This window comes from Ewingella sp. CoE-038-23 (assembly GCF_040419245.1).
In the GTDB taxonomy this organism is placed as follows: domain Bacteria; phylum Pseudomonadota; class Gammaproteobacteria; order Enterobacterales; family Enterobacteriaceae; genus Ewingella; species Ewingella allii.
Genome location: NZ_JAZHOH010000001.1, coordinates 968,848 through 991,457 on the forward strand (window position 1 = coordinate 968,848; position 22,610 = coordinate 991,457).

A 22,610-nucleotide genomic window follows, 5' to 3' on the forward strand; every position below is an offset into this window, starting at 1 on the left:
AGCTTTTATTGTTGTTGAAAGTTTAACTCGTTGTTTTAACGCTTTTTATTGCTTTCTGGAAAACGCCCCCTCATGAGCGAAAATATTCACAAGCACCGTATCCTGATCCTCGATTTCGGCTCCCAGTACACCCAACTTGTTGCACGCCGCGTGCGTGAACTGGGCGTGTACTGCGAACTCTGGGCTTGGGACGTAACCGAAGCCCAAATCCGCGAATTCAACCCGAACGGTATTATCCTGTCCGGTGGCCCGGAAAGTACCACCGCCACCGACAGCCCGCGCGCACCGGACTATGTGTTCGAAGCTGGCGTACCGGTTCTCGGCGTATGCTACGGCATGCAGACCATGGCAATGCAACTTGGCGGCCATGTTGAAGGTTCCAACGAGCGTGAGTTCGGCTATGCGCAGGTTGAAGTTCAGACCGAAAGCGCGCTGATCCGCGACATTCAGGACGCCCTGAGCGACAGCGCCAAGCCGCTGCTCGACGTATGGATGAGCCACGGCGACAAAGTCACCGCCATCCCATCTGACTTCGTGACCGTTGCCAGCACCGATACCTGCCCGTTTGCCATTATGGCTAACGAGGAAAAACGCTTCTACGGCGTACAGTTCCACCCAGAAGTAACGCACACCCGTCAGGGCCTGCGCATTCTGGAGCGTTTCGTGATGGACATTTGCCAGTGCGAAGCCCTGTGGACCCCGGCTAAAATCATCGAAGACGCCGTTGAACGCCTGCGCGAACAAGTCGGCAACGACCATGTGATCCTCGGCCTGTCCGGCGGCGTGGACTCTTCTGTTACTGCTATGCTGCTGCATCGCGCCATCGGCGACCGTCTGACCTGTGTGTTTGTCGACAACGGCCTGCTGCGTCTGAACGAAGCCGATCAGGTGCTGGAAATGTTCGGCGACCGTTTCGGTCTGAACATCGTTCACGTGGCTGCGGAAGATCGCTTCCTGTCTGCTCTGGCCGGCGTTGATGAGCCAGAGGCTAAGCGTAAAATCATTGGTCGCGTGTTCGTTGAAGTGTTCGACGAAGAAGCCTGCAAACAAGAAGAAGTGAAATGGCTGGCACAGGGCACCATCTACCCTGACGTGATTGAGTCTGCGGCTTCTGCCACCGGCAAAGCGCACGTCATCAAGTCACACCACAACGTGGGTGGCCTGCCGAAAGAGATGAAACTGGGTCTGGTTGAGCCGCTGAAAGAGCTGTTCAAAGACGAAGTGCGCAAAATCGGTCTGGAACTCGGCCTGCCGTACGACATGCTTTTCCGTCACCCGTTCCCGGGTCCAGGTTTAGGCGTTCGCGTATTGGGCGAAGTGAAGAAAGAGTACTGCGACCTGCTGCGTCGCGCCGATGCTATCTTCATCGAAGAGCTGCATAAAGCCGACCTGTACAACAAAGTCAGCCAGGCCTTCACCGTCTTCCTGCCGGTTCGCTCCGTCGGCGTGATGGGCGATGGCCGTAAATATGACTGGGTGGTTTCTCTGCGCGCAGTAGAAACCATCGACTTCATGACTGCTCACTGGGCGCACCTGCCGTACGATTTCCTCGGCCGCTGCTCCAACCGCATCATCAACGAAGTCGACGGCATCTCCCGCGTGGTTTACGACATCTCCGGTAAACCGCCAGCTACGATTGAGTGGGAATAACCCCCCAACCGCAGCCAGCCTGACGGCGTTCAAATAAAACTAAAGCCCGCAATCGCGGGCTTTTTTTTGTACTGAATTCAGCAAGCAGCCATCAACCATCAACAATCAGAGCTTTTCGCCGTTGGTGGCAATCACCTCTTTATACCAGTTAAAGGACTTCTTACGGCTGCGGTTCAGAGTGCCGTTGCCGTCATTGTCTTTATCGACGTAGATCAGGCCGTAGCGTTTTTTCATCTCGCCGGTACCGGCGGAGACCAAATCGATACATCCCCACGGCGTATAACCCATCAGCTCGACGCCGTCCTCGACCACGGCTTTCTTCATTTCGGCAATATGAGCGGACATATAGTCGATGCGGTACTGGTCATTGACCGTGCCGTCGCTCTCTTGCACGTCAATCGCGCCGAAGCCGTTTTCCACGATAAACAGCGGCAGTTGATAGTGATCCCAGAACCAGTTCAGCGAATAGCGCAGGCCGACGGGGTCAATCTGCCAGCCCCAGTCGGACTTCTGGACATAAGGGTTAGAGACCAGACTCTTGGTTTCGTCGTAATCCAGCTGCGGGTTGTCGTCAGTGGCTTTGGTAGCAAACGACATGTAGTAGCTAAAGCCGATATAGTCGACGCAGCCCTGTTTGAGTGCCGCCAGATCGTTCTCGGTGATATCTAGCTCGAAGCCCCGGCGTTCGAAATATTTCAGCAGGTGCTGAGGATATTCGCCGCGCACGTGAACATCGGTGAACCAGTAGCGGCGGTGCATCGCGGTCATCGCCATCATCATATCGCGCGGCGCACAGGTCAGCGGGTAGATAGGGCACATGGCTATCATGCAGCCAACCTGCAAATCAGGGTTAATGGCCTTGGCGGCGCTGACTGCCAGCGCACTGGCGACCAGCTCGTAATGGGCGGCCTGATACATCACCGGCTCGCGATCTTCCCCCGCGACATACTTCAACCCGGAGTTGGTGAAGGGGGCGAAATCTTCGTGATAGTTGGCCTGATTATTGATCTCGTTGAAGGTCATCCAGTACTTCACTTTGTGCTGGTAGCGCGTAAACACTACTTTGGAAAAGCGCACGAAGAAGTCGATCAGCTTGCGATTGCGCCAGCCGCCGTACTCGGCCACCAAGTGATAAGGCATCTCGAAGTGCGACAGGGTGATCACTGGCTCAATGCCGTGTTTCAGGCACTCGTCGAACAGGTCATCGTAAAATTGCAGGCCCGCCTCGTTTGGCTCTAACTCATCCCCCTGTGGGAAGATGCGCGTCCAGGCAATGGAGGTGCGGAAGCATTTAAACCCCAGCTCGGCGAACAGCCCGATATCTTCTTTATAGCGATGATAAAAATCGATGGCTTGGTGGTTAGGGTAATTTTTGCCCGGCAACACGCCATCGGTGATCACGCGCGGGACGCCGTGCGCGCCAGCGGTCATGACGTCAGCAACGCTGACCCCTTTGCCACCTTCTTTCCAACCTCCTTCCAGCTGGTGCGCGGCCACCGCGCCTCCCCACAGAAATCCTTCTTTGAATCCGGACATATTCTTCCTCTCAATTAGAGATCGCTTATCGGCGACCGATACTGTTGATTGAAATGGTAGACCGCGCCGATGAGTCCGGCGTCATTGCCGTGGCTGACAATATCGACATAATCATCAATCCCGAACCAGGCCAGATGTTGACGAAGTAACGCAAGAAATCCGGGGCGCTCAACAATGCCGCCGCCCACCAGAATGATTTGCGGATCAAACAAATTCACCAGGTTGTAGAGCCCGCTGCCGATATCATTCAAAAACTCGGACACTAAACGCTGGCAGACGACGTCCCCGGCCTCGTAGCAGTCGAAGATCTCCTCTCCGCTCACCTCATTGAGCGGCTTACCAACGTGTCCTGCGTAGTTCTGGCGCAGAGTGCGCAGGGTGCAATTGTCATTCATGGTGTACTGGCGAACATCGCGCGGGCCGGGGCGCTCGGTCAGCATGTAACCGAATTCTCCGGCGCGGAAACGGGCGCCGTGAACCAGCTGGTTATTGCAAAAAATAGCCCCGCCGATGCCCGTGCCGATGGTCAGCACCAAAAAGTTAGCCATCTCGGTGGCCTTGCCTTGCCAACGCTCGGCAAGTAGCGCGCAGTTGGCGTCATTTTCGATGGCGACGGGAAGCTGCGTTTGCTGCTCGAGCCACTCTTTCATGGCGAAATTATCAAAGCGGCGAATGGCTCCGCCCATTTCGATAAAGCCGGTATGAGGATTCACATAACCCGGCGCGCTGATGGCGATCCCTTCACAGTCAGGATGCGCCGCGACCCATTGCACCATCGCCTGTAAAATCTGTTCTCCGTCGCTGTCGTTAATGGGCTGGTTGGCCTTTTCTTGTACTTTTCCATCAGAGGTAAGGACGCCCATTTTTAACGCCGTGCCACCAATATCAAATGCGGCAATCTTCATGTGGTTAATTCCTTCTGAGTTTTTATTTCTGCACAGTGAAAGAATTCAATCTTATTTATTTTTAATTATTCGTTCTGAAAGCGAATAAAAGCTTAATCAATTGAAAGGAGGGTAGGCAATGTTGTGCCTCATCTTGAATTGCACCTCTTTTGCACTTCTTTAACATTAGGTTATACAAAGAGTTATGTCTTCTTTCAGAGGCTTAAAGATGGGAGGTGCATTTATTATCTGATTTGTGAACCACTTTTTTGAGCGGAACTGTGATCAATATGACGCTAGGGGACCAAACCCAAGCGTCGGATTTGGTCGATTAAATTAAATAACTTTTATTGAGCCATTAAGCTGGCTGGCGGGCCATCTTGCGCGGAAGGAAATACTTCACTTGGAATTCAAACACATTGGTATAGAGGATGGAAAAATCGATGGGCGCATGGTTGGCATCAACAGATTGGGTTTCCATTCTGATAATTGGATCCCGGACGCTGATATTGAGCATTTTGGCCACTTCGAGGGGAGGAAGCACGGGGTGGAGTGATTCATAGCAGCCGTGTATTTTGACGCCACACTCATGCTCGATATAGAAAAACTTGGATTTTTTCATATGGTTAATCGTCAAATCTGGGAAGCGATTAACCGAAAGCCACGTCTCCTCCAGTTGCATCGGAACATTGTCGATGTAACGCAGCCGCTTGGCATAATAAACCGGTTCGCCGATAGCTAAATGCAGACGGCTGGCAATGTCCTCTGAGGCCTGCTGCAATTCAAATCGCAATACCTGGCTAGTCGGTTTTTTCCCTTCGCTTTTGGCAATCTCGGTAAAACTGTCCAGGTGGGTGACCGAGGCTTGAAAATGTTTATTGCGCAGATAGGTGCCCGAGCCGTGCCTACGCTCAATAAGTTCCTCATCTTCAAGAACTTTCAGCGCCTTTCTCATGGTATTTCGCGACACATTATAAAGTTTAGCCAGCTCTATTTCCGCCGGAAAGATATCGCCAATATTGTATGTCGGACTACTAATTCTTTTTTTTAGTAAGTTCACAATATCTTTGTATACCACTTTTGAACCTCCTTAATTCTTTATAAAACAGTAAACTACAAGTTTCCGAGACAAAAAATTAATCACACGTTCATTTTTATCTATTTTTTTAAACAACTCCGCTCTTACTAACTGTGATCGCAATGGCAATTTCTTTCATTGAAATTCATTAAGTTACCCGACGGGTAGACCATCAACATATATTAATTGGGTGACAAATGAAGAATATTTTATTGGTATGCGCTGCTGGCATGTCCACCAGTATGCTGGTCAAGCGAATGAGAGAACACGCCGAGGCGGGAAACGTTGCTGTAAATATCGACGCTTTTTCCGTTCCTGAGGCCAAGGAAAAAATAAAAAGAAATGAGGCTGACGTTGTCCTATTAGGACCGCAGGTTCGCTTCCAAAAAAGTGAAATAGAAACTGCTGCTCAAGGGAAAATCCCCGTTGCGGTGATCGATATGAAACATTATGGGCAGATGGATGGTAAAGCCGTTTTAGAGAGTGCTTTAGCGCTTTTGTCAGGCAACTAAACTATTACGCTGTAGATAATTAAAAAATAAATTAAATTTCACCGAGGTGTATTTCGGTGATTGCTTATGGACACAATATAGTCAGGCGGCTTTTAAAAATATAATGCCTGATTTTATCAACTGATCAAAGTGCACGTTTAATAATTCATTCTACTATAAAAGGACTCATCATGAGTTTAATGAATGCCTTTGAACGCGGTATGGAGAAGATCCTTGTTCCAATCGCGATTAAATTAAATTCTCAGATACACGTCTCTGCTATTCGCGATGCGTTTATTTTGTCATTCCCCATCGTAATGGCAAGCTCCCTTATCGTGTTAATTAACTTTGCGATTCTCTCGCCGGAAGGCTTTATTGCTTCTATTCTGCATTTGGGGACGATATTCCCGAATTTAGCCGAAGCACAAAATATCTTTGCGCCGGTGATGAATGGCTCGGTGAATATCATGTCCATTATGATCACCTTTCTGGTAGCAAGAAATATCGCGATTAGCTATCAGCAGGATGACCTATTATGTGGTCTGACGGCCATCGGCGCTTTCTTTGTGGTTTATACCCCTTATCATATGGAAGGGGAGCAAGCCTATTTAACCACGCAATATCTGGGTCCACAGGGGCTATTTGTTGCCATTATAGTGGCGATGCTGACCAGCGAGATTTTCTGCCGTCTGGCGCGCAACCCTAAAATTACCATCACCATGCCGGACACGGTTCCGCCAGCCGTGGCGCGCTCCTTTAAAGTCCTTATCCCCATTTTCTTCGTGATGGTGTTTTTCTCGGTGGTTAACTACTGCCTGACGAAAATATCACCCAATGGCCTGAACGAGCTAATTTACAACTTCATTCAAGCCCCGCTGAAAAATATGGGCACCAATATCGTAACGGTTCTAATACTTGGCGTGGTGGCTAACTTCCTCTGGGTGCTGGGAATTCATGGCCCGAACACCGTAGCGGCGGTCCGTGAAACGATTTTCTCCGAAGCCAATCTAGAAAATCTCTCTTTCGCCGCCAACAACGGCACCACTTGGGGCGCACCATATCCCATCACCTGGGGCGGCATTAACGATGCCTTCGCCAACTATGGTGGTTCGGGCATGACGCTGGGTCTGGTGCTGGCGATTTTTATTGCCTCGCGCCGCGCTGATTATCGCGATATGGCAAAAATGGCCTTTGTGCCAGGGTTGTTTAATATCAATGAGCCGATTATTTTTGGCCTGCCCATCGTGCTTAACCCCATTCTTATTATTCCCTTTATTATGGCGCCGTTTGTTAACTCCATTGTTGGCTATTTCTTTGTGAGCTTGGAAATTATCCCGCCAATTGCTTATGCCGTCCCTTGGACAACGCCCGGACCGCTAATTGCATTCTTTGGGACAGGAGGGAACTGGATGGCGCTATTTGTCGGCATGCTCTGCCTGGCGATATCGACGTTAATTTATTTACCGTTCGTCATCGCTGCAAATAAGGTTAACGCCGCGCAGGCAGCACAATAATAGATCAAGGAGAAGCAAGATGTTTGCTGATGAAAGTACCGTTATGGAGTTACTTATCTACGCCGGTCAGGCGCGTTCCGATGCCATGGAGGCGATACGTGCCTCACGCCAAAAATTATGGGACGAGGCTGAACAGCTAATGGCCTCGTCGGAAGCGGCCTGTCGCGAGGCACACAAAATCCAAACAGCGCTTATTGGGCAGGATGAAGGTTGCGGAAAAATAAACGTCAACCTGATTCTGGTTCATGCTCAAGACCATTTAATGACCGCCATGCTGTGTCAGGATTTAGCAAAAGAGATTATTAGTTTACGAAAAGAAGTCTTTGCTTAATTTCACCCGCCTTTAGTCGTAAAGGCTAAAGGCAAAATAATAACTATATTTCTGGGATACTATAATGCATTCAAGTTCATTGAAAGTTAGATTATTGTATTTATCAATCCTTCTTGCTTTATCCTCTACTGATGCCACGGCTGCTAAATTAACCGTTGAACAGCGTCTTGAACTTCTAGAGAATCAATTATCAGAGAATAAATCAGAGCTTAAAAAAACGCAGGCAGAGCTGGCGGTTTATAAAGATAGAGTGGCGCTTTTACAAGGTGGCGCTCAAGGGAATAAACCAACAGTAGAATCTCCGACCACACAAACAGCACTTTCACCGGTGGCGGACAATATCAAAAATGAAAATAATGAGATTGGTACCGCGCCAGCGCGAACGCCGGTGAAAGGATCGCAGAGCGTCGCGGTAGTGAATAACGATGGCGGGAAAACCAGCGTTGAAAACGTCACCCTGACTGACATCAGTAAATTCGTTAAAGAGGATATCGGATTCAGCTACGAGGGTTATTTCCGCTCCGGCTGGGCGGCCTCTAATCGCGGATCGGCACAAACTTATGCCGCAGGCTCGCTGGGCCGTTTCGGCAACGAAATGAGCGGCTGGTTCGATTTAACCCTCAACCAGCGCGTCTATAATCAGGACGGAAAAACCGCCAACGCCATCGTCACCTATGATGGCAACGTCGGCGAGCAGTATAACGATGCCTGGTTTGGCGATACCAATAATGAAAATATCCTGCAATTCAGCGATATATTCCTGACCACCCGAGGATTCCTGCCATTTGCCCAAGAGGCTGATTTTTGGGTAGGCAAACATAAATTGCCGGAATACGAAATCCAAATGCTTGACTGGAAATCGTTAACTACCGACGTCGCCGCCGCCGTGGGGATTCAAAACTGGGACTTGGGGCCGGGCCAGTTAGACGCGTCACTGAGCCGTAATGACGTGGATGTTTATTCGCGGGATTTCAACCGCACCACGCAGATGAACACCAACTCAGTGGACTTACGCTATCGCAATATTCCGCTGTGGCAGGATGGCTCGCTGTCACTGATGGCGAAATATGCTTTCGCCAATAAAACTGACGAACAGAAGGACAACGAAGACAGTGGCGACTTCTTTAAGCTGAAAGACACCTGGATGACCACCGCCATCGTGCGCCAAGAGCTGCCTCGCGACGCATTCAACGAGTTCACGCTACAGGTGGCCAATAACTCCTATGCTAGCAGTTTCGCCAACTTCTCTGGGGCCAGCAACTCCATGGCGCAGGGGCGTTACTACTATGGCGACCAAACCAACGGCATTGCATGGCGCCTGATCTCGCAGGGGGAAATGTATCTCGCCGACAGAATCATCATGGCTAACGCGCTGGTCTGGTCGCACGGCAGTGATGTCTATAGCTATGAGAGCGGGGCGCACAGCGACTTCAACAGCTTCCGCGCTGCCGTTCGCCCGGCATGGATTTGGGATACCTGGAACCAAACCGGCGTCGAGTTAAGCTGGTTTACCCAGAAAAACAAAACCGAACAGGGTGAAGACCTGAAAGAGTCTGGCTATAAAACCACGCTCTACCACGCGCTGAAAGTCGGCCCAAGTCTGCTCGGCTCCCGCCCAGAAATCCGTTTCTACGGCACTTATCTCAGCATTTTGGACAACGAACTGTCGCAGTTCAGATTCAATGACAACAGCAAAAACGAGTTCATGGCCGGGGTGCAAGCCGAGGTGTGGTGGTGATGGTTTGGTAAACTGTTTAGCCCGCAAACGCGGGCTTTTTTATGCCTTCCCTCAAGCCAACTTCAATTAAAAAACGCCAGCTTAATCGCGAAGATAGCGAGGAACAGCCCGGCGGTTTTTTCCAGCAGGAAGATCATGCCGGGGCGGGCTTTGACCTTTTCGGCCAGTGATGAAGTCAGGGCAATCATAATGGTGCCGTAGATTAGCGTCAGTATGGCGGCGGTGCCCGCCAGCGTGGCGAAAGTTAGCAGGCCCTGGCTGTGAGCCGGGTCGATAAACAGTGGCAAGAACATTACGTAAAAAAGAATCGGTTTGGGATTGGTCAGGGTGATGACCACGCCTTGCAGGAAAGGCGTTCTCTTGCGCGTCACCGGCGGGGGAGGGGCGCTGATGCGCGACTTCATCAGCAGTTGTGCGCCGAGCCACAGCAGATAGGCCGCCCCCAGCCATTTGATAGCCTGAAACACATGGGGAGAGGATTCCAGCAGGGCTGCCACGCCTGCAATCGCCAGCCACAGCAGCACCTGATCGCCGAAAATGATTCCAAACAGGCTGAGCAATCCGTTGCGCGGCCCGCCTTTGCTGGTGCTGGTGATCAGTACTAGATTGCCCGGCCCTGGGATAATTAACATAAAAATGAATGACAGGACGAAGGTCCCGTAGTTGATGATGCCCGGCATGCTCAGATGTCCTTTAAAAACTTATTGCTTAAGGTGATTTCTTATTGGTTTGGTCTATCGGAGAGGGGAGTGACGTTCCCGCTCTGCCTACATCATGAAAATCCCTCCCATGACCGGCAACCGAAAATCGTGATATGTTTGGTTCTTCTATGAAGAAATTCGATTTGTCATGGCAACATGGCTCAGATAACTGACTGATAATATGTCTAAGATAAAGCTCAATCAGCTGGAAATGCTGATTGCGGTAGTGGAAAACAACGGTTTTAGCGCCGCCGCTGCGGTATTAGGCTGTACGCAGTCGCGCATCAGTCACGCCATTGCCGAGCTGGAGCAGCACCTCAAGACTCGACTATTACACCGTTCTCGCACAGGTTGTGTACCGACTCCGGCTTGTACTCGCATCCTGCAAGATGCGCAAAAAGTGATGCAACTGCTGGCGAGCATTGAGCAAGTCGCCGCAGAGATGCCGCAAATCGCTGGCCGACTGCGCGTCGCCTGCTTTCGCAGCGCGACGGCTTATATCCTGCCACCCTGTCTGGAAGCGTTGGCGAAGTCGTGGCCGGACATTCATCTGGACATTGATGATAGCGCCACCGAGTACCACCACATCGACGAAGCCGTGGCGTCGGGCCGCGCCGATATTGGTGTGACGATAAACGGTCAGTTGCCCGATATGCACAGCGTGCCCTATGTCAGCGACCCTTATGTGTTGATGATCCCGCGCTCGTTCCGGCTAAAACATCCGTTAAGCTGGCAGCAGCTGGAAACTCTGCCTTTCATCCAGCCCAGCGTGAATACATTGACCACGGTGATTGAACGATGTCGTGAAATGGGCCTGCGCAATGAGGCCACGCACAAACTTGCCAGCGATAGCGGCATTGTTGGGCTGGTAAATCAGGGGATTGGTTTTTCGGTTATGCCGTGGCTGTCGGTGCTGCCGGTGCCTGAAAATATCCGTATTCTGGAGTTGCCTCAGCCCTTGCGCCGCCACTCTTACATCATAACTCGCGCCGAAAATCGCCACGACCGGCTTATCTCAACCCTGATTAATTTCCTACGAGATAAATCCCTGATCCGCACCACCAGCGTCTGGCGCTCCGGGATGATGGCCTTGGATTATTGATAATGCCCTCGAGCAATGAGGGCCTTTCTCCTCAGGTCGAAGTTCATTACCCGCTAAAACTGTGTTCTCCCGACTAGTCATTTTATGCCTTTGGTGTCTTTTTAGCCGCTCCCCTCATTGTGTAACGCGTTACACCTAATCTAAGATGCCACGACAATGAAAGGTGAGCGCCGTTAAGTTTTGCGACTAAAACGCCATCGTGCCGCCTGCTGAGCATCCTCAACATTTGATGAATCCTATGAACTCAACTTCAACATCAACTGATTCACAGACTGCGATTTACCCTGCGTGGGGCGCGGTATTCGCTATGGCGATGGGCGTTTTCAGTCTGGTCACGGCGGAGTTTTTGCCTGCCAGTTTATTAACCCCGATGGCAATCGGATTGCATATGTCAGAAGGGTTGGCCGGGCAGGCCGTGACCACCACGGCGGCCGTGGCGTTGGTCACCAGCCTGCTGATTTCAGCCGCGACCAAGGGGATTGATCGTAAATACGTGCTGCTGGCTTTCTCATTACTGCTGGTGGTCGCTAACCTGTTCGTGGCGCTGGCGAATGGCTTTACTGCCGTGTTGATTGGCCGAGTGCTGTTGGGTGTCGCGCTGGGCGGTTTTTGGACCATGGCCGCGGCCACGACAATGCGACTGGTGCCTGAAGATAAAGTGCCAAGGGCGCTGTCGATTATCTTTAGCGGCGTGTCCGTTGCCACTATCGCGGCGGCGCCAATGGGTAGCTACTTTGGCAATCTGTTCGGCTGGCGCAGCGTGTTTTTTGCCGCCAGTGCGCTGGGCGCGGTGACTTTTGTCGCCCAGTTGCTGACCCTGCCATCACTGCCTGCTAAAGGCAGCGCCGGGTTGAAAACCATTATCGACGTGCTGCGCCGTCCCGCGGTCGGCATTGCTATGGTGGCGACCATTCTGGTCTTCACCGGCCACTTTATTTTCTTCACCTATATGCGAGCTGCTTTGGAGCAGGCGGCAGGCGTCGGCGTGAATACGCTGTCGGCGATTCTGTTGGGCTTTGGGGTAGCGAACTTTATCGGCACGGCGCTGGCTGGCCGAGTGCTTGAGCATCGGCTGCGTTTAATGCTGATTGCCATGCCCGCGCTGATGGCCGTTCTTGCGGCTCTGTTAGCGCTCTTCGGCTCATCTTCGGTGCTGGACTTCGTGCTGGTGGCGCTGTGGGGCATGGCCTTTGGTGGCGTTCCCGTTGCCTGGTCAACCTGGGTAACGCGCGCAGTGCCCGACGAAGCAGAAAGCGCCGGTGGTCTGATTGTGGCGGCGATTCAGTTGGCCATCAGCCTCGGTGCGGCCTTTGGTGGAGTGATGTTTGACCTCAACGGGGCCAACGGCATCTTCTCCTCTTCGGCGGTGATCTTACTGCTCGCCATGCTGCTGATTATGTACAGCGTACCCTCAAAAGCACCGGCACAGGGCGCCAAAGCCCAGAGTTTTCATTGAGTAAACTGCGAGAGGCGTGATCGTTTTTGCACCTGGAGACATGTTATCCTGCGACTGTTTCAAGACCTTTATCTCAAGAGAAGGCAACATGAGCAGGATAAACATACGGCAAGTGGCGAAGGCTGCGGGTGTTTCGACCGCGACTGTATCGCGGGTGATTAATGGCACCGGGCCGGTAAAGCCAGAAACTCGTGAAAAAGTCATGCGCGTCGTTGAGCAGGAAGGCTTTTATCCTAATCGTCTCGGTCAAAAGTTGAGGAATTCCCACAGCGGCATGCTGTTGGTAATGGTTTCAAGTATTGGCAATCCGTTCTGTGCGCTGGTGGTCTGCGGAATCGAGTCCGAGGCCGAGCGGCGCGGATATCACATCATTCTGTGCAATTCAGAATCCAGCCCGCAGCGGGAAGCCGCCTACCTGAAGTTGCTGCACGAGCGCACCGTGGACGGCGTGATCACCATGGATGCCACCACCCAAATTGATGCGCTGAAAGAGCATATTGGCCACCACCCTTGGGTGCAGTGTGGTGAGTACAAGCAGGGCGCTACGCCTTTTGTTTCTATCGATAGTTATTCCGCTGCCCGTGCCGCCGTCGACCATTTAGTTCAATCCGGCAAAAAGCGTATCGCGATGATCAGCGCCCGCGAAGGCTATAAGTACGCGCAAGAGCGTGAGCAGGGCTATCTCGACAGTCTCGCCGAGGCTGGGCTGTCATGGCATAAAATCGTGCATGCCCGCAATGTGATGAGCTTCGCCGAGGGGGCAACCGCCTATGAGGTACTCATGTCCGGCGAAGAGCCATGCGACGCGATTTTTGGTATTTCAGATATGCTGGCCTGTGGCGCACTTAACGCCGCGGTGAAAGCCGGAATAGCTATCCCCGATCAGCTGGCGCTGGTGGGTTTTGACGGCGTGCCCTGTTCTGAAATCACATTGCCAATGCTAACCACTATTCAGCAGCCGATGTTGGAGATGGGGTGTAGAAGCGCGGGATTGTTAATCGATCAGATTGAAGGGAAGGCGTTGACCAGCCACGAAAGCGAGCTTCTTCTCCCTTGGAATCTGGTTCCGAGGGATTCCACCTGATAAAGCCAGTGGTGTTTATGCCGCCATTCGTGACTGTTTATTCAGGCATTGATGTCAGATCAATGCCTCTTCAGGGAACCAATTTCTAGTTTTCGAGCTGATAGTCGAGGGTGATTTCGGCTTTCAGCAGCTTAGAAACCGGGCAACCGGCTTTGGCTTTCTGAATGATCTCGTCGAACTTCGCCTTATCAATCCCCGGCAGCTTCACTTTGCTTTGCAGCGCGACTTTGCTAATCGCGAATCCGCCGTCCACTTTATCTAACGAGACGTTAGCCTCGGTATCAATGCTCTTGGCAACATGCCCAGCTTCTGTGAGCATCAAAGAGAGCGCCATAGAGAAGCAAGCCGCGTGCGCCGCGCCAATCAGCTCTTCCGGGTTAGTGCCGGGTTTACCTTCAAAGCGAGTGTTGAAGCCATAGGGTTGTTTATCCAGAGCGCCACTCTCCGTGGAGATAGTCCCTTTACCTTCCTTAATGTTACCTTCCCAGTGAGCCTGTCCTTTCTTGTGAATGGTCATGTTAATCCTCCGGTTTGTGAACATTGAGGATAAGTATAGTCATGAACTCGGAGGTTGAAGGGCTGAAGGGGATTAAACAGATTTATCTGTGTGCATTGGGTCATACACCATGCGTGAGAGCATATCGTTAATCCATTGATTAACACTTTTGCCTGAAATCTCCGCGGCAACATTAATGGCTGAATGGACTTCAGGTGGGATGCGTAAACTGATTTTTCCGCTGGCTGGGCGCTGTGGTGACCTGCCTTGTTCAGCGCAATAGCTGAGATAGTCATCGACAGCTTCCTCAAAAGCATTTCGCAAATCAGTCACATTATCGGCATGAAAGCCTATGACGTCCCTAATGCCAGCGATATGCCCGATCAGGCATTGGTCTTCTTCGCTGTATTCAATTTTTGCCGCATAACCCTGATAAATCATGGTACTCATGGAATGACTCCTATTGTTTCAAGAAAGATTCTGGCACTTCTGACTTGATAAACTTTTGCCTCTTTCTCTGGATGGGGACGATGAAATGAGGCAACCACTCGCTGAATTTCAAACCTCACTCGCGATCCTTTCCCTTCTGTAACGAGTGCGCCAAGCGCAACAAATAAATTCTCGATCTTACGCCATTCCAGCGTGCGAGATGTTGGTGTGGAAAAGATGATATTCAATGTCTTTAGATGGTTAGCGTTCAACATGCTGGTGCCCTAAATCCTTTTAGTTGCAATGCGCCATGTTGGCTTAATGATATCATTTTTTGATATCGCCTGCGGCATTTGAGTTGAATTATTAATCAATAACAATATTCAAGGATTAGAGACCAATCTCGGCGCTACATAAAGTCATTGGCTTAATTTTCAAAAAATTACATGCTTATTTGCGAGACATTTTCCAACCATTTTCTGATTTTTTTCCAACACCCGTCCTAAAAACAAAAAAGCAGCCCGCAGGCTGCTTTTTCACTTCCACTCGAACACTTACTTTTGCGGGGCTGGGTTGAACTGCACGGCGTCGGTCGCCAGGCTGTCTACCACGCCTTTCAGGTCGTTCAGGGTCACTTTTTGGCTGTCGTTAGAGACTTGTTTACCCAGGCCTTTACGCACCACTTTCATCACGACTTTACCGGTGCTGGCGTCGATCAGCTCAGCTTCGAAATAGAGTTCGGTATCGCGGGTGCGGTGGCCACTGGCGGTTTCTGCGCCAGCAACAACTAACGCCACTGGGATCACTTCATAGAACTGCAAACCCTCTGCCGCAGTGCTCACCCCGGTGATGGCACCTTTAAAGATTAAGGTGCGAGGACCAGCGTGGTCGGTCAGCGGAAGACGCTGCGCGATAGACGATTTCAGACGGTTATTGGTGTAATCCAGCACGCCATCCAAGGTCTGTTTGTCGATTTGCGCATTTGGCTGAGGCTGCGGGTAGAAGGTGATTGGCTGGTAGAGAACATGTGAATAGTTAGAAGCGTTGAAGGACGGATCAACCCAGCGTAATACCGTTTTTCCGGACGGTGTTTTGGTCTCTTTTAAACCAGAATAATCGCCGAGGAAGCCAGAATATTTATCCGATTTAGTGATCTGACTTGTACACCCTGCAAGCAATACTGCACCGGCAATGAGCGCAGCTTGCAAAATCTTCGTTTTTTTCATTGGAGGAGCCTTAAGTGTGTAAGTGGCGTGTCAAATTATGTATAGCACTAAAAGCAAATTTCACCGTGCGATAATCATCAAAAACGGCGTGAAAGCAGAATAGCAAAATAAAAGTCTATGCTATCAACAACAACAAGATTTTTTGACGTAGAGGGGTAAAAAATTACGGTTGCCCTGAGACAGCTAAAAAATGCGCATCAAACAAGAAAAATTTGCTGATTTATTTCACGCTATAAAATAAATAAAAACAAATAACTACTTGTATTTATTGATTTAATTTTTTGTGTAAATCAATATTTAGCACGAAATGAACCACATCAACATATTATCCCTGCATATCGTGTTGTATCATGCCGACGTTTCTTTACATATCGGCTACTTTTATAACAATGATGCGCATAAAAAATAATCCTCTCCGCATCATACAAGCCGGTAGATAACACCGCGTACAACCATTGAATTGTGCACTTTACTCACCCGTTAGGGTGACAGCGCGTTGATGAAGGGCGCAGCCCACGGATGTCCGTTCATCCGCCATCCCGCTGTTTTTTAGGAGAAAATGCAATGTCTGATACCCCTTCGAAGACGCTTCGCGTCAGCGGCGTTTCACGTCGTCGCTTATTGGGTTATATCGGCGTCGGACTGGCCAGCAGCCTGATGATGCCCGTTCCGCTTAAAGCTTTTGCCGCTGACGGCGAACTTTCGCCAGTTGATGTCGACAAGTTCTTACGTATTTCCCGCGCGCTGACCGGCAAAAAGCACCTCAACCCGGTAATTGGCCAACGTCTGTATGCGGCGATTTTACAGCGCAAACCTGACATCGCCGCGCAGTTGGACTCACTGCAAACACTGCCTGCCGGGGCGCCGTCGAGCTGGGCTCAGCCACAGCAAGACGCCGCGCGCATTATCCTGCAAGGCTGGTATTTGGGGCAGGTGGGCGAAGGGCAAGACATTGCAGTCGTGACTTATGAAAAAGCGCTGATGTTTGAGGCGGTCTCCGATGTGCTGGTGATCCGCTCTTACTGTACCAATCGTCCTGGCTACTGGGCTGCCAAGCCCGATGTCGCGCTTTAATTAAGGAAAAAAGAACATGGCTGACACATTAAAAGCTGACGTCGTTGTCATTGGCTCAGGCGTTGCCGGTGGTCTGGTGGCAAACGAACTGGCGAAAGCCGGGAAAAACGTCTTAATTTTGGAAGCAGGCCCGCGCCTGTCTCGCTGGGAAATTGTCGAGAATTTCCGCAATCAGGCCGACAAGTCGGACAACATGAAGCCGTATCCGTCTACCGACTACGCGCCACATCCTGAAGCGAATCCAAGCAATAACTATCTGATTCAGAAGGGTGAGCACCCTTACGACGCGCAGTTTATCCGCGTGGTGGGTGGCACAACCTGGCACTGGGCGGCCTCCGCGTGGCGCTTCCTGCCGAACGACTTCAAGATTAAATCTCTCTACGGCGTTGGCCGCGACTGGCCGATGGAGTACGGCGAGTTGGAGAAATGGTACTTCCGCGCCGAGCAAGAGCTGGGCGTGTGGGGGCCGAACAATGAAGAGCTGGGTTCGCCGCGCAGTGCGCCATACCCAATGGAACCTCTGCCGCTCTCTTATAACGAACAGCGCCTGAAAACCGTGCTCAACAACAACGGTTACTACGTAGTGACCGAGCCTGTGGCGCGTAACAGCCGCCCTTACGATGGCCGCCCGACCTGCTGTGGTAACAACAACTGCATGCCGATTTGCCCGATTGGCGCGATGTACAACGGCATCACCCACGTTGAGAAAGCCGAGAAAAACGGCGCAGTTCTGCGTCCTGAATCCGTGGTGTACAAGCTGGAAGTCAATGACAAGCAGGAGATCACCGCCGCGCTGTTCAAAGACCCGCAGGGCAATGAGCATCGTGCTGAAGCGAAATACTTCGTGTTGGCGGCGAACGGCATCGAAATCCCTAAACTGATGCTGATGTCCACCAATGACAAGAACCCGAACGGCGTGGGTAACAGTTCTGACCAAGTGGGCCGCAACCTTATGGACCACCCGGGCGTCGGCGTTGAGTTTTACGCCAACGAGCCGCTGTGGCCGGGGCGCGGGCCGCAGGAGATGACCTCCATGGTGGGCTTCCGCGACGGTGACTTCCGCAAAGAGTACGCCGCGAAGAAAATCCACCTGTCGAACGTCTCCCGCACCGATCAGGAAGCAGGGCGTCTGCTGAGCCAAAAGGGCGAGCTGATCCTTGGGCCAGACCTCGACAAGCGTATTCGCGATCGTTCTTCGCGCTACGTGCGTTTCGACAGCTTCCACGAGATCCTGCCGCACGCGGAAAACCGCATCATTCCGAGTGCCACTGAGAAAGACAAACTGGGCATTCCGAAGCCGGAGTTCTACTACGCGATGGACGACTATGTGCGTAAAAGTGCTGAGCACACCTACAAAGTCTATGCCGATGCTGCGCGCCTGATGGGCGGCACCGACATCACTTACTTCAAGGACTTCGCCAACAATAACCACATTACCGGCACCACTATCATGGGCCACGACCCGAAAGACTCGGTGGTGGATACCGACTGTCGCACCCATGACCATAAGAACCTGTTTATCGCCAGCAGCGCGGTCATGCCGACCGTCGGCTCGGTAAACTGTACCTTGACCATTGCGGCGCTCTCGCTGCGGATTGCAGAAACATTAAAGGCGGAGGTGTAATGATGAAAAAGTTAACCCTTAGCCTGATGGCAGCTGTAGGTTTGTTCAGTCTGACAGCGCAGGCCGAAGAGTCTGGCGTGGACCTGATTAAACGCGGTGAATACCTGACGCAGGCCGCGGACTGTGTGGCCTGTCACACCACCAAAGACGGTAAACCTTTTGCCGGTGGCTTAGCCTTTAAAACCCCTATGGGTACCCTATATTCGCCAAATATCACGGCGGATAAAGAGACGGGCATCGGCACATGGAGCGACGAAGACTTCCTGCGCGCGGTCCACGAAGGTAAGAACAAAGAGGGGCAGCACCTGTATCCGGCCTTCCCGTACACCTCTTACACGCTGTTGAAAGATGACGACGTGAAAGCCATTAAGGCCTACTTGTTCAGCCTGCCGCCGGTGCATCAGCAAAATCGTGAAAACGAGATGCCGTTCCCGTTCAACCAGCGCTGGGGCATGTGGTTCTGGAATCTGGTGAACTTCGACAGCAAGCGTTTTGAGCCAGACACCGCGCAGTCTGCCGAGTGGAATCAGGGTAAATATCTGGTCGAAGGCTTAGGTCACTGCGGCGAGTGCCACACCCCGCGTAACATCACCATGGGGATGAAAGACGGCAAGCCTTACGCCGGAACCGAGGTTGACGGCTGGACCGCGTTCAACATCTCTTCCGACAAAAACGCCGGGATTGGTAGCTGGAGCAAAGGCGACATCGTGCAGTATCTACGTTCTGGTCACGTCAGTGGCAAAGCGCAGGCCGCAGGCCCGATGGCGGAAGTTATCGAGAACAGTACTCGTCATCTGACCGATGCCGACCTGAACGCGATGGCGACTTACATCCAGACGCTGAAGCCGCAGGCGGATTCATCCGTCACCAAGAGCCGTTCTGATTGGGGCCATGAGAGCACCAGCGTAGACAACCTGCGCGGCGTGCCATTCAAAGCCAGTCAGGAAACCGACGGCGCGCGCCTGTTCCTCGGCAACTGCGCAAGCTGCCACAGCTTCGGCGGTCAGGGCAGCCAAGACGGCTATTACCCATCGCTGATGAAAAACAGCGTAGTAGGTGCCCAGACGCCAAACAACTTGGTCAACGTTATCCTGCACGGCGTATCGCGCAAAACTAACGACGGCGACGTGTTTATGCCGGGCTTTGCTGACACCCTGAGTGACAAGCAGATCGCCACGCTGAGCACTTATATGTTTAAAGAGTTTGGTGCTCAGCCAGCGTTAAATGTGAAAGATAAAGATGTGAAGGATTTGCGCGGGGAGTGATCCCCGGCTGATCATCACTGCCCAGTGAAGGGGGGAGTGGGGTAAACGTTGCGGCGTTTAATCCCGCTTTCCCCTTTTTCTATTGCATCTTTAAATTCAAATTCAAATTCAAATTCAAGGTCGTGGGCGTCGGCCCACACCGACCAAGGGAGGCGTAAACGCGCCTCCCTTGGAACCCTGCGTTTTTTCTGTTGTGAGATCGAGGCTGCGCAGGGTTGGAATGAACGTGTTTCAGCAGCCATTGTGATCGTCGCGAAGTGCCGCCGCTTAGGCGGTTCCCGAATTTCAGGCTTCGAGCCTTTGGTCTCGAACCATTCATTCGGCGTCACTTCTGAACGCGACCTACTGGCATTTACACCGAACCTTCCCATCCCCCTTCACAAACTCGAATTTGCCTGAAACGGCACGGTAGAGAAGCCCCAAAACCGCAGTCAAAAATGGCGCTGAGCAAGAGGTTCAAGACCTGAGGCTTGAATCCCGCAGCGAAGGTACCGCCTAAGCGGCGACATTTTGCGGTGTATAACGGAAGTAGCTGAAACATGTTCGTTTCACGAGCGGAGCGCGCAGTAAAGAGCCGGGGATTCTCAAGGGGCGCGGCGATAGGCGCCCCTTGAGGCCGGTGTGGCGGCAGCGCACGGTTTTGAATTTGAATTTGAATTTAAAGATTTAGCCCGCCCGCCAAGGGCATTATTTCTTCAAGAAATGAAAAAGATAATAATCCCCTTTTGGACTCTCGCCCTCGGCGACAATCTCCCATCCCTTGGCGAGATAAAATCCGACGGAGTTTTTACTCTTGAGCAAACACTTCAGTGAACCAGTGCCGGTGAACATGGCTTCGCTGGCGTGGAGCAGGGCGCTGCCGACGCCGGTGCCTTTGTGGGCGGGGTCTACGAACAGGTTATGCAGGAAATTCTCTTGGGTGAAGATGGACGCAAAACCTAGCAACTTTCCTTGATGTTCGGCGACGATCACCGTTTCTCCAAGAATGGCGCGGTCGAAATCTTCGAGTTGAAAATCATCAGTGTCCATCCAAGTCCACGTATCCTTGCGTGACGCGAGGTACAGGGTGCGTAAAAAAGGGCGATCGGCTTCTTCATAAGGGCGTATCTGCAAGACATCTTCTCCATTGTTACCCGCTTCGACGATTCTAGGTTGATCTTCCAGACGTGCCAACCAATAATGGCTTTCGTTGACTCGGGGTGTCCTTCTTGTGAAAGAAAGGGCTGAGACCTTACCCGTATTACCTGATCTGGATTATGCCAGCGTAGGGAAGTCAGGTATCTCTCCCGATACCGCCTTCTTTAGCGCCGGTTGGGAGAAATATGAACACTCGACCTTCCGTTTTTTCCGGCAACTCTGCTGCCGCTGCCCTCGAAAACCTGCGTCACGCTAAGCCGCTGGTTCACTGTCTGACTAATGATGTTGTGCAATCCTTTACGGCCAATGTGCTGCTGGCGTTGAATGCCTCCCCCGCGATGGTGGTGGACCCAACCGAAGCCGCGCAGTTCAGCGCCATTGCTGATGCGGTGCTGATTAACGTCGGGACGCTGACTCAGCCTCATGCCGACGCCATGCTGGCGGCGGTTAACTCGGCTAATCAAGCTGGGAAGCCTTGGGTGCTGGACCCGGTGGCCGTCGGCGGGCTGGGTCTGCGCACTGAGTTTTGCCGCCAGTTAATCAAACTTCATCCTGCCGCGATTCGTGGAAACGCCTCTGAGATCCGTGCGTTAAGTGGCTTAACCTCTACCGGGCGCGGCGTGGATAGCGGCGACGACTCGCTCTCCGCGCTGCCCGCCGCCGAAGCCTTGGCTCGCGAAACCGGGGCTATCGTGGCGGTGACGGGGGAAGTTGATTATGTCACTGACGGCGCGCGTAGCCTTGCTGTGACAGGCGGCGACGCCCTGATGACCCGCATTGTCGGCACCGGCTGCGCGCTGTCGGCGGTGGTGGCGGCTTTTGTTTCCCTGCCCGGCGATCTGCTGGATAACGTCGCGGCGGCTTGCCGGGTGATGTCGTGCGCGGGCGAAAGAGCTTGCCACGAGGCGCGCGGGCCGGGCAGCTTTACCCCGGCCTTCCTCGACAACCTGTGGCTGCTGAATGGCGAGATGCTGACGTCGGGGGAAGCAGTATGAAGCGTATCAATGCTTTAACCATTGCCGGGACGGACCCGAGCGGCGGTGCGGGGATTCAGGCTGACCTGAAAACCTTCTCGGCGCTGGCGGCTTACGGCACCAGCGTTATCACCGCGCTGGTGGCGCAAAACACCCGTGGCGTGCAGTCGGTTTACAACATCGACCCGGCTTTTGTGGCGGCGCAGCTGGACTCGGTGCTCAGCGACGTGCGTATTGATACCGCCAAAATCGGCATGCTGGCTAACAGCGATATTGTCGACGCCGTGGCCGAGCGCCTTCGGCACTACCAGCCGCCGTTTGTGGTGCTGGACACCGTTATGCTGGCTAAAAGCGGCGATCCGCTGCTGTCGGCGGATTCGGTTGAGGCGTTGCGACGGCTGCTGTTGCCACAGGTGGCGATAATCACGCCGAACCTGCCGGAGGCGGCGGCGCTGCTGGAGTGCGACATGGCGCAGAATGAGCAAGAGATGCGTGAACAGGGCGAGGCGCTGTTGGCGATGGGCTGTGACGCGGTGCTGATGAAGGGCGGGCATTTAACGGATAGCGAAAGCCCGGACTGGCTGTTTATGCGCGGATCCCGCGAGCGCTTTACCGCGCCGCGGGTTGAGACTCGACACACCCATGGCACGGGCTGCACGCTGTCGGCGGCGTTGGCGGCTCTGCGCCCGCGCCACGATAACTGGCCGGACACGGTTCGCGGCGCAAAGGCTTATCTGCAACAGGCGCTGGTGCAGGCGGATTCGCTGGAGGTGGGGCAAGGTATCGGCCCGGTTCACCATTTTCACCAGTGGTGGTAACC

Annotated in this window: 23 protein-coding genes and 1 riboswitch; of the genes, 13 read left to right on the forward strand and 10 right to left on the reverse strand. The window is 52.6% G+C overall.

Annotated elements, in window-relative coordinates; genetic code table 11:
* Positions 1-72 precede the first annotated feature (72 nt).
* Positions 73-1,650 (forward strand): glutamine-hydrolyzing GMP synthase, encoded by a 1,578-nt coding sequence (gene guaA, locus V2154_RS04590; RefSeq protein WP_353501247.1) that lies wholly within the window; start codon positions 73-75, stop codon positions 1,648-1,650.
* Between the two features lie 105 nt (positions 1,651-1,755).
* Here guaA and V2154_RS04595 read toward each other — a convergent pair whose 3' ends face one another.
* The 3 genes from V2154_RS04595 to V2154_RS04605 form a co-directional block, all read right to left on the reverse strand.
* Positions 1,756-3,186: a 6-phospho-beta-glucosidase gene (locus tag V2154_RS04595; RefSeq protein WP_353501248.1), complete on the reverse strand. Its 1,431-nt coding sequence runs from the start codon at positions 3,184-3,186 to the stop codon at positions 1,756-1,758.
* A 14-nt stretch (positions 3,187-3,200) separates the two neighbouring features.
* Positions 3,201-4,091 (reverse strand): beta-glucoside kinase BglK, encoded by an 891-nt coding sequence (bglK, locus tag V2154_RS04600; protein WP_353501249.1) that lies wholly within the window; start codon positions 4,089-4,091, stop codon positions 3,201-3,203.
* Between the two features lie 337 nt (positions 4,092-4,428).
* Positions 4,429-5,148 (reverse strand): GntR family transcriptional regulator, encoded by a 720-nt coding sequence (locus V2154_RS04605; RefSeq protein ID WP_034788239.1) that lies wholly within the window; start codon positions 5,146-5,148, stop codon positions 4,429-4,431.
* 197 nt (positions 5,149-5,345) lie between these two features.
* Here V2154_RS04605 and V2154_RS04610 point away from each other — a divergent pair, with 197 nt between their 5' ends.
* The 4 genes from V2154_RS04610 (at position 5,346) to V2154_RS04625 (ending at position 9,222) form a co-directional block, all read left to right on the forward strand.
* Positions 5,346-5,660 (forward strand): PTS sugar transporter subunit IIB, encoded by a 315-nt coding sequence (locus tag V2154_RS04610; RefSeq protein WP_353501250.1) that lies wholly within the window; start codon positions 5,346-5,348, stop codon positions 5,658-5,660.
* 170 nt (positions 5,661-5,830) lie between these two features.
* Entirely contained in the window at positions 5,831-7,153 is a 1,323-nt protein-coding gene (locus V2154_RS04615) for a PTS sugar transporter subunit IIC (protein WP_353501251.1), read from the forward strand.
* A gap of 19 nt (positions 7,154-7,172) precedes the next feature.
* The gene (locus V2154_RS04620) at positions 7,173-7,484 is read left to right on the forward strand and encodes a PTS lactose/cellobiose transporter subunit IIA (protein WP_353501252.1); all 312 of its coding nucleotides are present in this window, start codon (positions 7,173-7,175) and stop codon (positions 7,482-7,484) included.
* A 64-nt stretch (positions 7,485-7,548) separates the two neighbouring features.
* Entirely contained in the window at positions 7,549-9,222 is a 1,674-nt protein-coding gene (locus tag V2154_RS04625) for a carbohydrate porin (protein WP_353501253.1), read from the forward strand.
* A gap of 62 nt (positions 9,223-9,284) precedes the next feature.
* Here the strand turns inward: V2154_RS04625 and V2154_RS04630 are convergent, their stop codons facing one another.
* The gene (locus tag V2154_RS04630) at positions 9,285-9,902 is read right to left on the reverse strand and encodes a LysE family translocator (protein WP_353501254.1); all 618 of its coding nucleotides are present in this window, start codon (positions 9,900-9,902) and stop codon (positions 9,285-9,287) included.
* 202 nt (positions 9,903-10,104) lie between these two features.
* Between V2154_RS04630 and V2154_RS04635 the strand changes: the two genes are divergently transcribed.
* From V2154_RS04635 to V2154_RS04645, 3 genes are all read left to right on the forward strand, one after another.
* Positions 10,105-11,025 carry a LysR family transcriptional regulator gene (locus V2154_RS04635; RefSeq protein ID WP_353501255.1) on the forward strand — a complete coding sequence of 307 codons (921 nt, stop codon included), beginning with the start codon at positions 10,105-10,107 and terminating at the stop codon, positions 11,023-11,025.
* A gap of 238 nt (positions 11,026-11,263) precedes the next feature.
* Complete coding sequence (locus tag V2154_RS04640; RefSeq protein ID WP_353501256.1) at positions 11,264-12,481, forward strand: MFS transporter; 1,218 nt, start codon at positions 11,264-11,266, stop codon at positions 12,479-12,481.
* 88 nt (positions 12,482-12,569) lie between these two features.
* Entirely contained in the window at positions 12,570-13,565 is a 996-nt protein-coding gene (locus tag V2154_RS04645) for a LacI family DNA-binding transcriptional regulator (RefSeq protein WP_353501257.1), read from the forward strand.
* 85 nt (positions 13,566-13,650) lie between these two features.
* On the opposite strand, the gene V2154_RS04650 is transcribed toward V2154_RS04645, so the two are convergent.
* The 4 genes from V2154_RS04650 to V2154_RS04665 form a co-directional block, all read right to left on the reverse strand.
* Entirely contained in the window at positions 13,651-14,082 is a 432-nt protein-coding gene (locus V2154_RS04650) for an OsmC family protein (RefSeq protein WP_034788271.1), read from the reverse strand.
* Between the two features lie 72 nt (positions 14,083-14,154).
* Complete coding sequence (locus tag V2154_RS04655) at positions 14,155-14,511, reverse strand: type II toxin-antitoxin system HicB family antitoxin (RefSeq protein ID WP_353501258.1); 357 nt, start codon at positions 14,509-14,511, stop codon at positions 14,155-14,157.
* Entirely contained in the window at positions 14,508-14,765 is a 258-nt protein-coding gene (locus tag V2154_RS04660) for a type II toxin-antitoxin system HicA family toxin (protein ID WP_154146338.1), read from the reverse strand. The genes V2154_RS04655 and V2154_RS04660 overlap by 4 nt, the downstream gene beginning before the upstream one ends.
* 279 nt (positions 14,766-15,044) lie before the next feature.
* Entirely contained in the window at positions 15,045-15,716 is a 672-nt protein-coding gene (locus V2154_RS04665; RefSeq protein ID WP_353501259.1) for a DUF3313 domain-containing protein, read from the reverse strand.
* 564 nt (positions 15,717-16,280) lie between these two features.
* Between V2154_RS04665 and V2154_RS04670 the strand changes: the two genes are divergently transcribed.
* Genes V2154_RS04670 through V2154_RS04680 form a run of 3 tightly spaced genes read left to right on the forward strand, consistent with a single transcriptional unit; the run spans position 16,281 to position 19,679 of the window.
* Complete coding sequence (locus tag V2154_RS04670; RefSeq protein ID WP_353501260.1) at positions 16,281-16,790, forward strand: sugar dehydrogenase complex small subunit; 510 nt, start codon at positions 16,281-16,283, stop codon at positions 16,788-16,790.
* A gap of 16 nt (positions 16,791-16,806) precedes the next feature.
* Complete coding sequence (locus V2154_RS04675) at positions 16,807-18,414, forward strand: GMC family oxidoreductase (RefSeq protein WP_353501261.1); 1,608 nt, start codon at positions 16,807-16,809, stop codon at positions 18,412-18,414.
* Between the two features lie 2 nt (positions 18,415-18,416).
* Entirely contained in the window at positions 18,417-19,679 is a 1,263-nt protein-coding gene (locus tag V2154_RS04680) for a c-type cytochrome (protein WP_437342020.1), read from the forward strand.
* Positions 19,680-19,693: 14 nt separating this feature from the next.
* Here V2154_RS04680 and V2154_RS04685 read toward each other — a convergent pair whose 3' ends face one another.
* Both V2154_RS04685 and V2154_RS04690 read right to left on the reverse strand, forming a co-directional pair.
* The gene (locus tag V2154_RS04685) at positions 19,694-20,008 is read right to left on the reverse strand and encodes a hypothetical protein (RefSeq protein ID WP_353501262.1); all 315 of its coding nucleotides are present in this window, start codon (positions 20,006-20,008) and stop codon (positions 19,694-19,696) included.
* A gap of 358 nt (positions 20,009-20,366) precedes the next feature.
* Entirely contained in the window at positions 20,367-20,792 is a 426-nt protein-coding gene (locus V2154_RS04690) for a GNAT family N-acetyltransferase (RefSeq protein WP_353503917.1), read from the reverse strand.
* Positions 20,793-20,864: 72 nt separating this feature from the next.
* Positions 20,865-20,967: riboswitch (TPP riboswitch) on the forward strand.
* Positions 20,968-21,001: 34 nt separating this feature from the next.
* On the opposite strand from V2154_RS04690, the gene thiM reads away from it, so the two are divergent.
* Together thiM and thiD are read left to right on the forward strand one after the other, a co-directional pair.
* Positions 21,002-21,811 (forward strand): hydroxyethylthiazole kinase, encoded by an 810-nt coding sequence (gene thiM / locus V2154_RS04695; protein ID WP_353501263.1) that lies wholly within the window; start codon positions 21,002-21,004, stop codon positions 21,809-21,811.
* Positions 21,808-22,608, forward strand: a complete 801-nt coding sequence (thiD, locus tag V2154_RS04700) for a bifunctional hydroxymethylpyrimidine kinase/phosphomethylpyrimidine kinase (protein ID WP_353501264.1) — start codon at positions 21,808-21,810, stop codon at positions 22,606-22,608. The genes thiM and thiD overlap by 4 nt, the downstream gene beginning before the upstream one ends.
* Positions 22,609-22,610 lie beyond the last annotated feature (2 nt).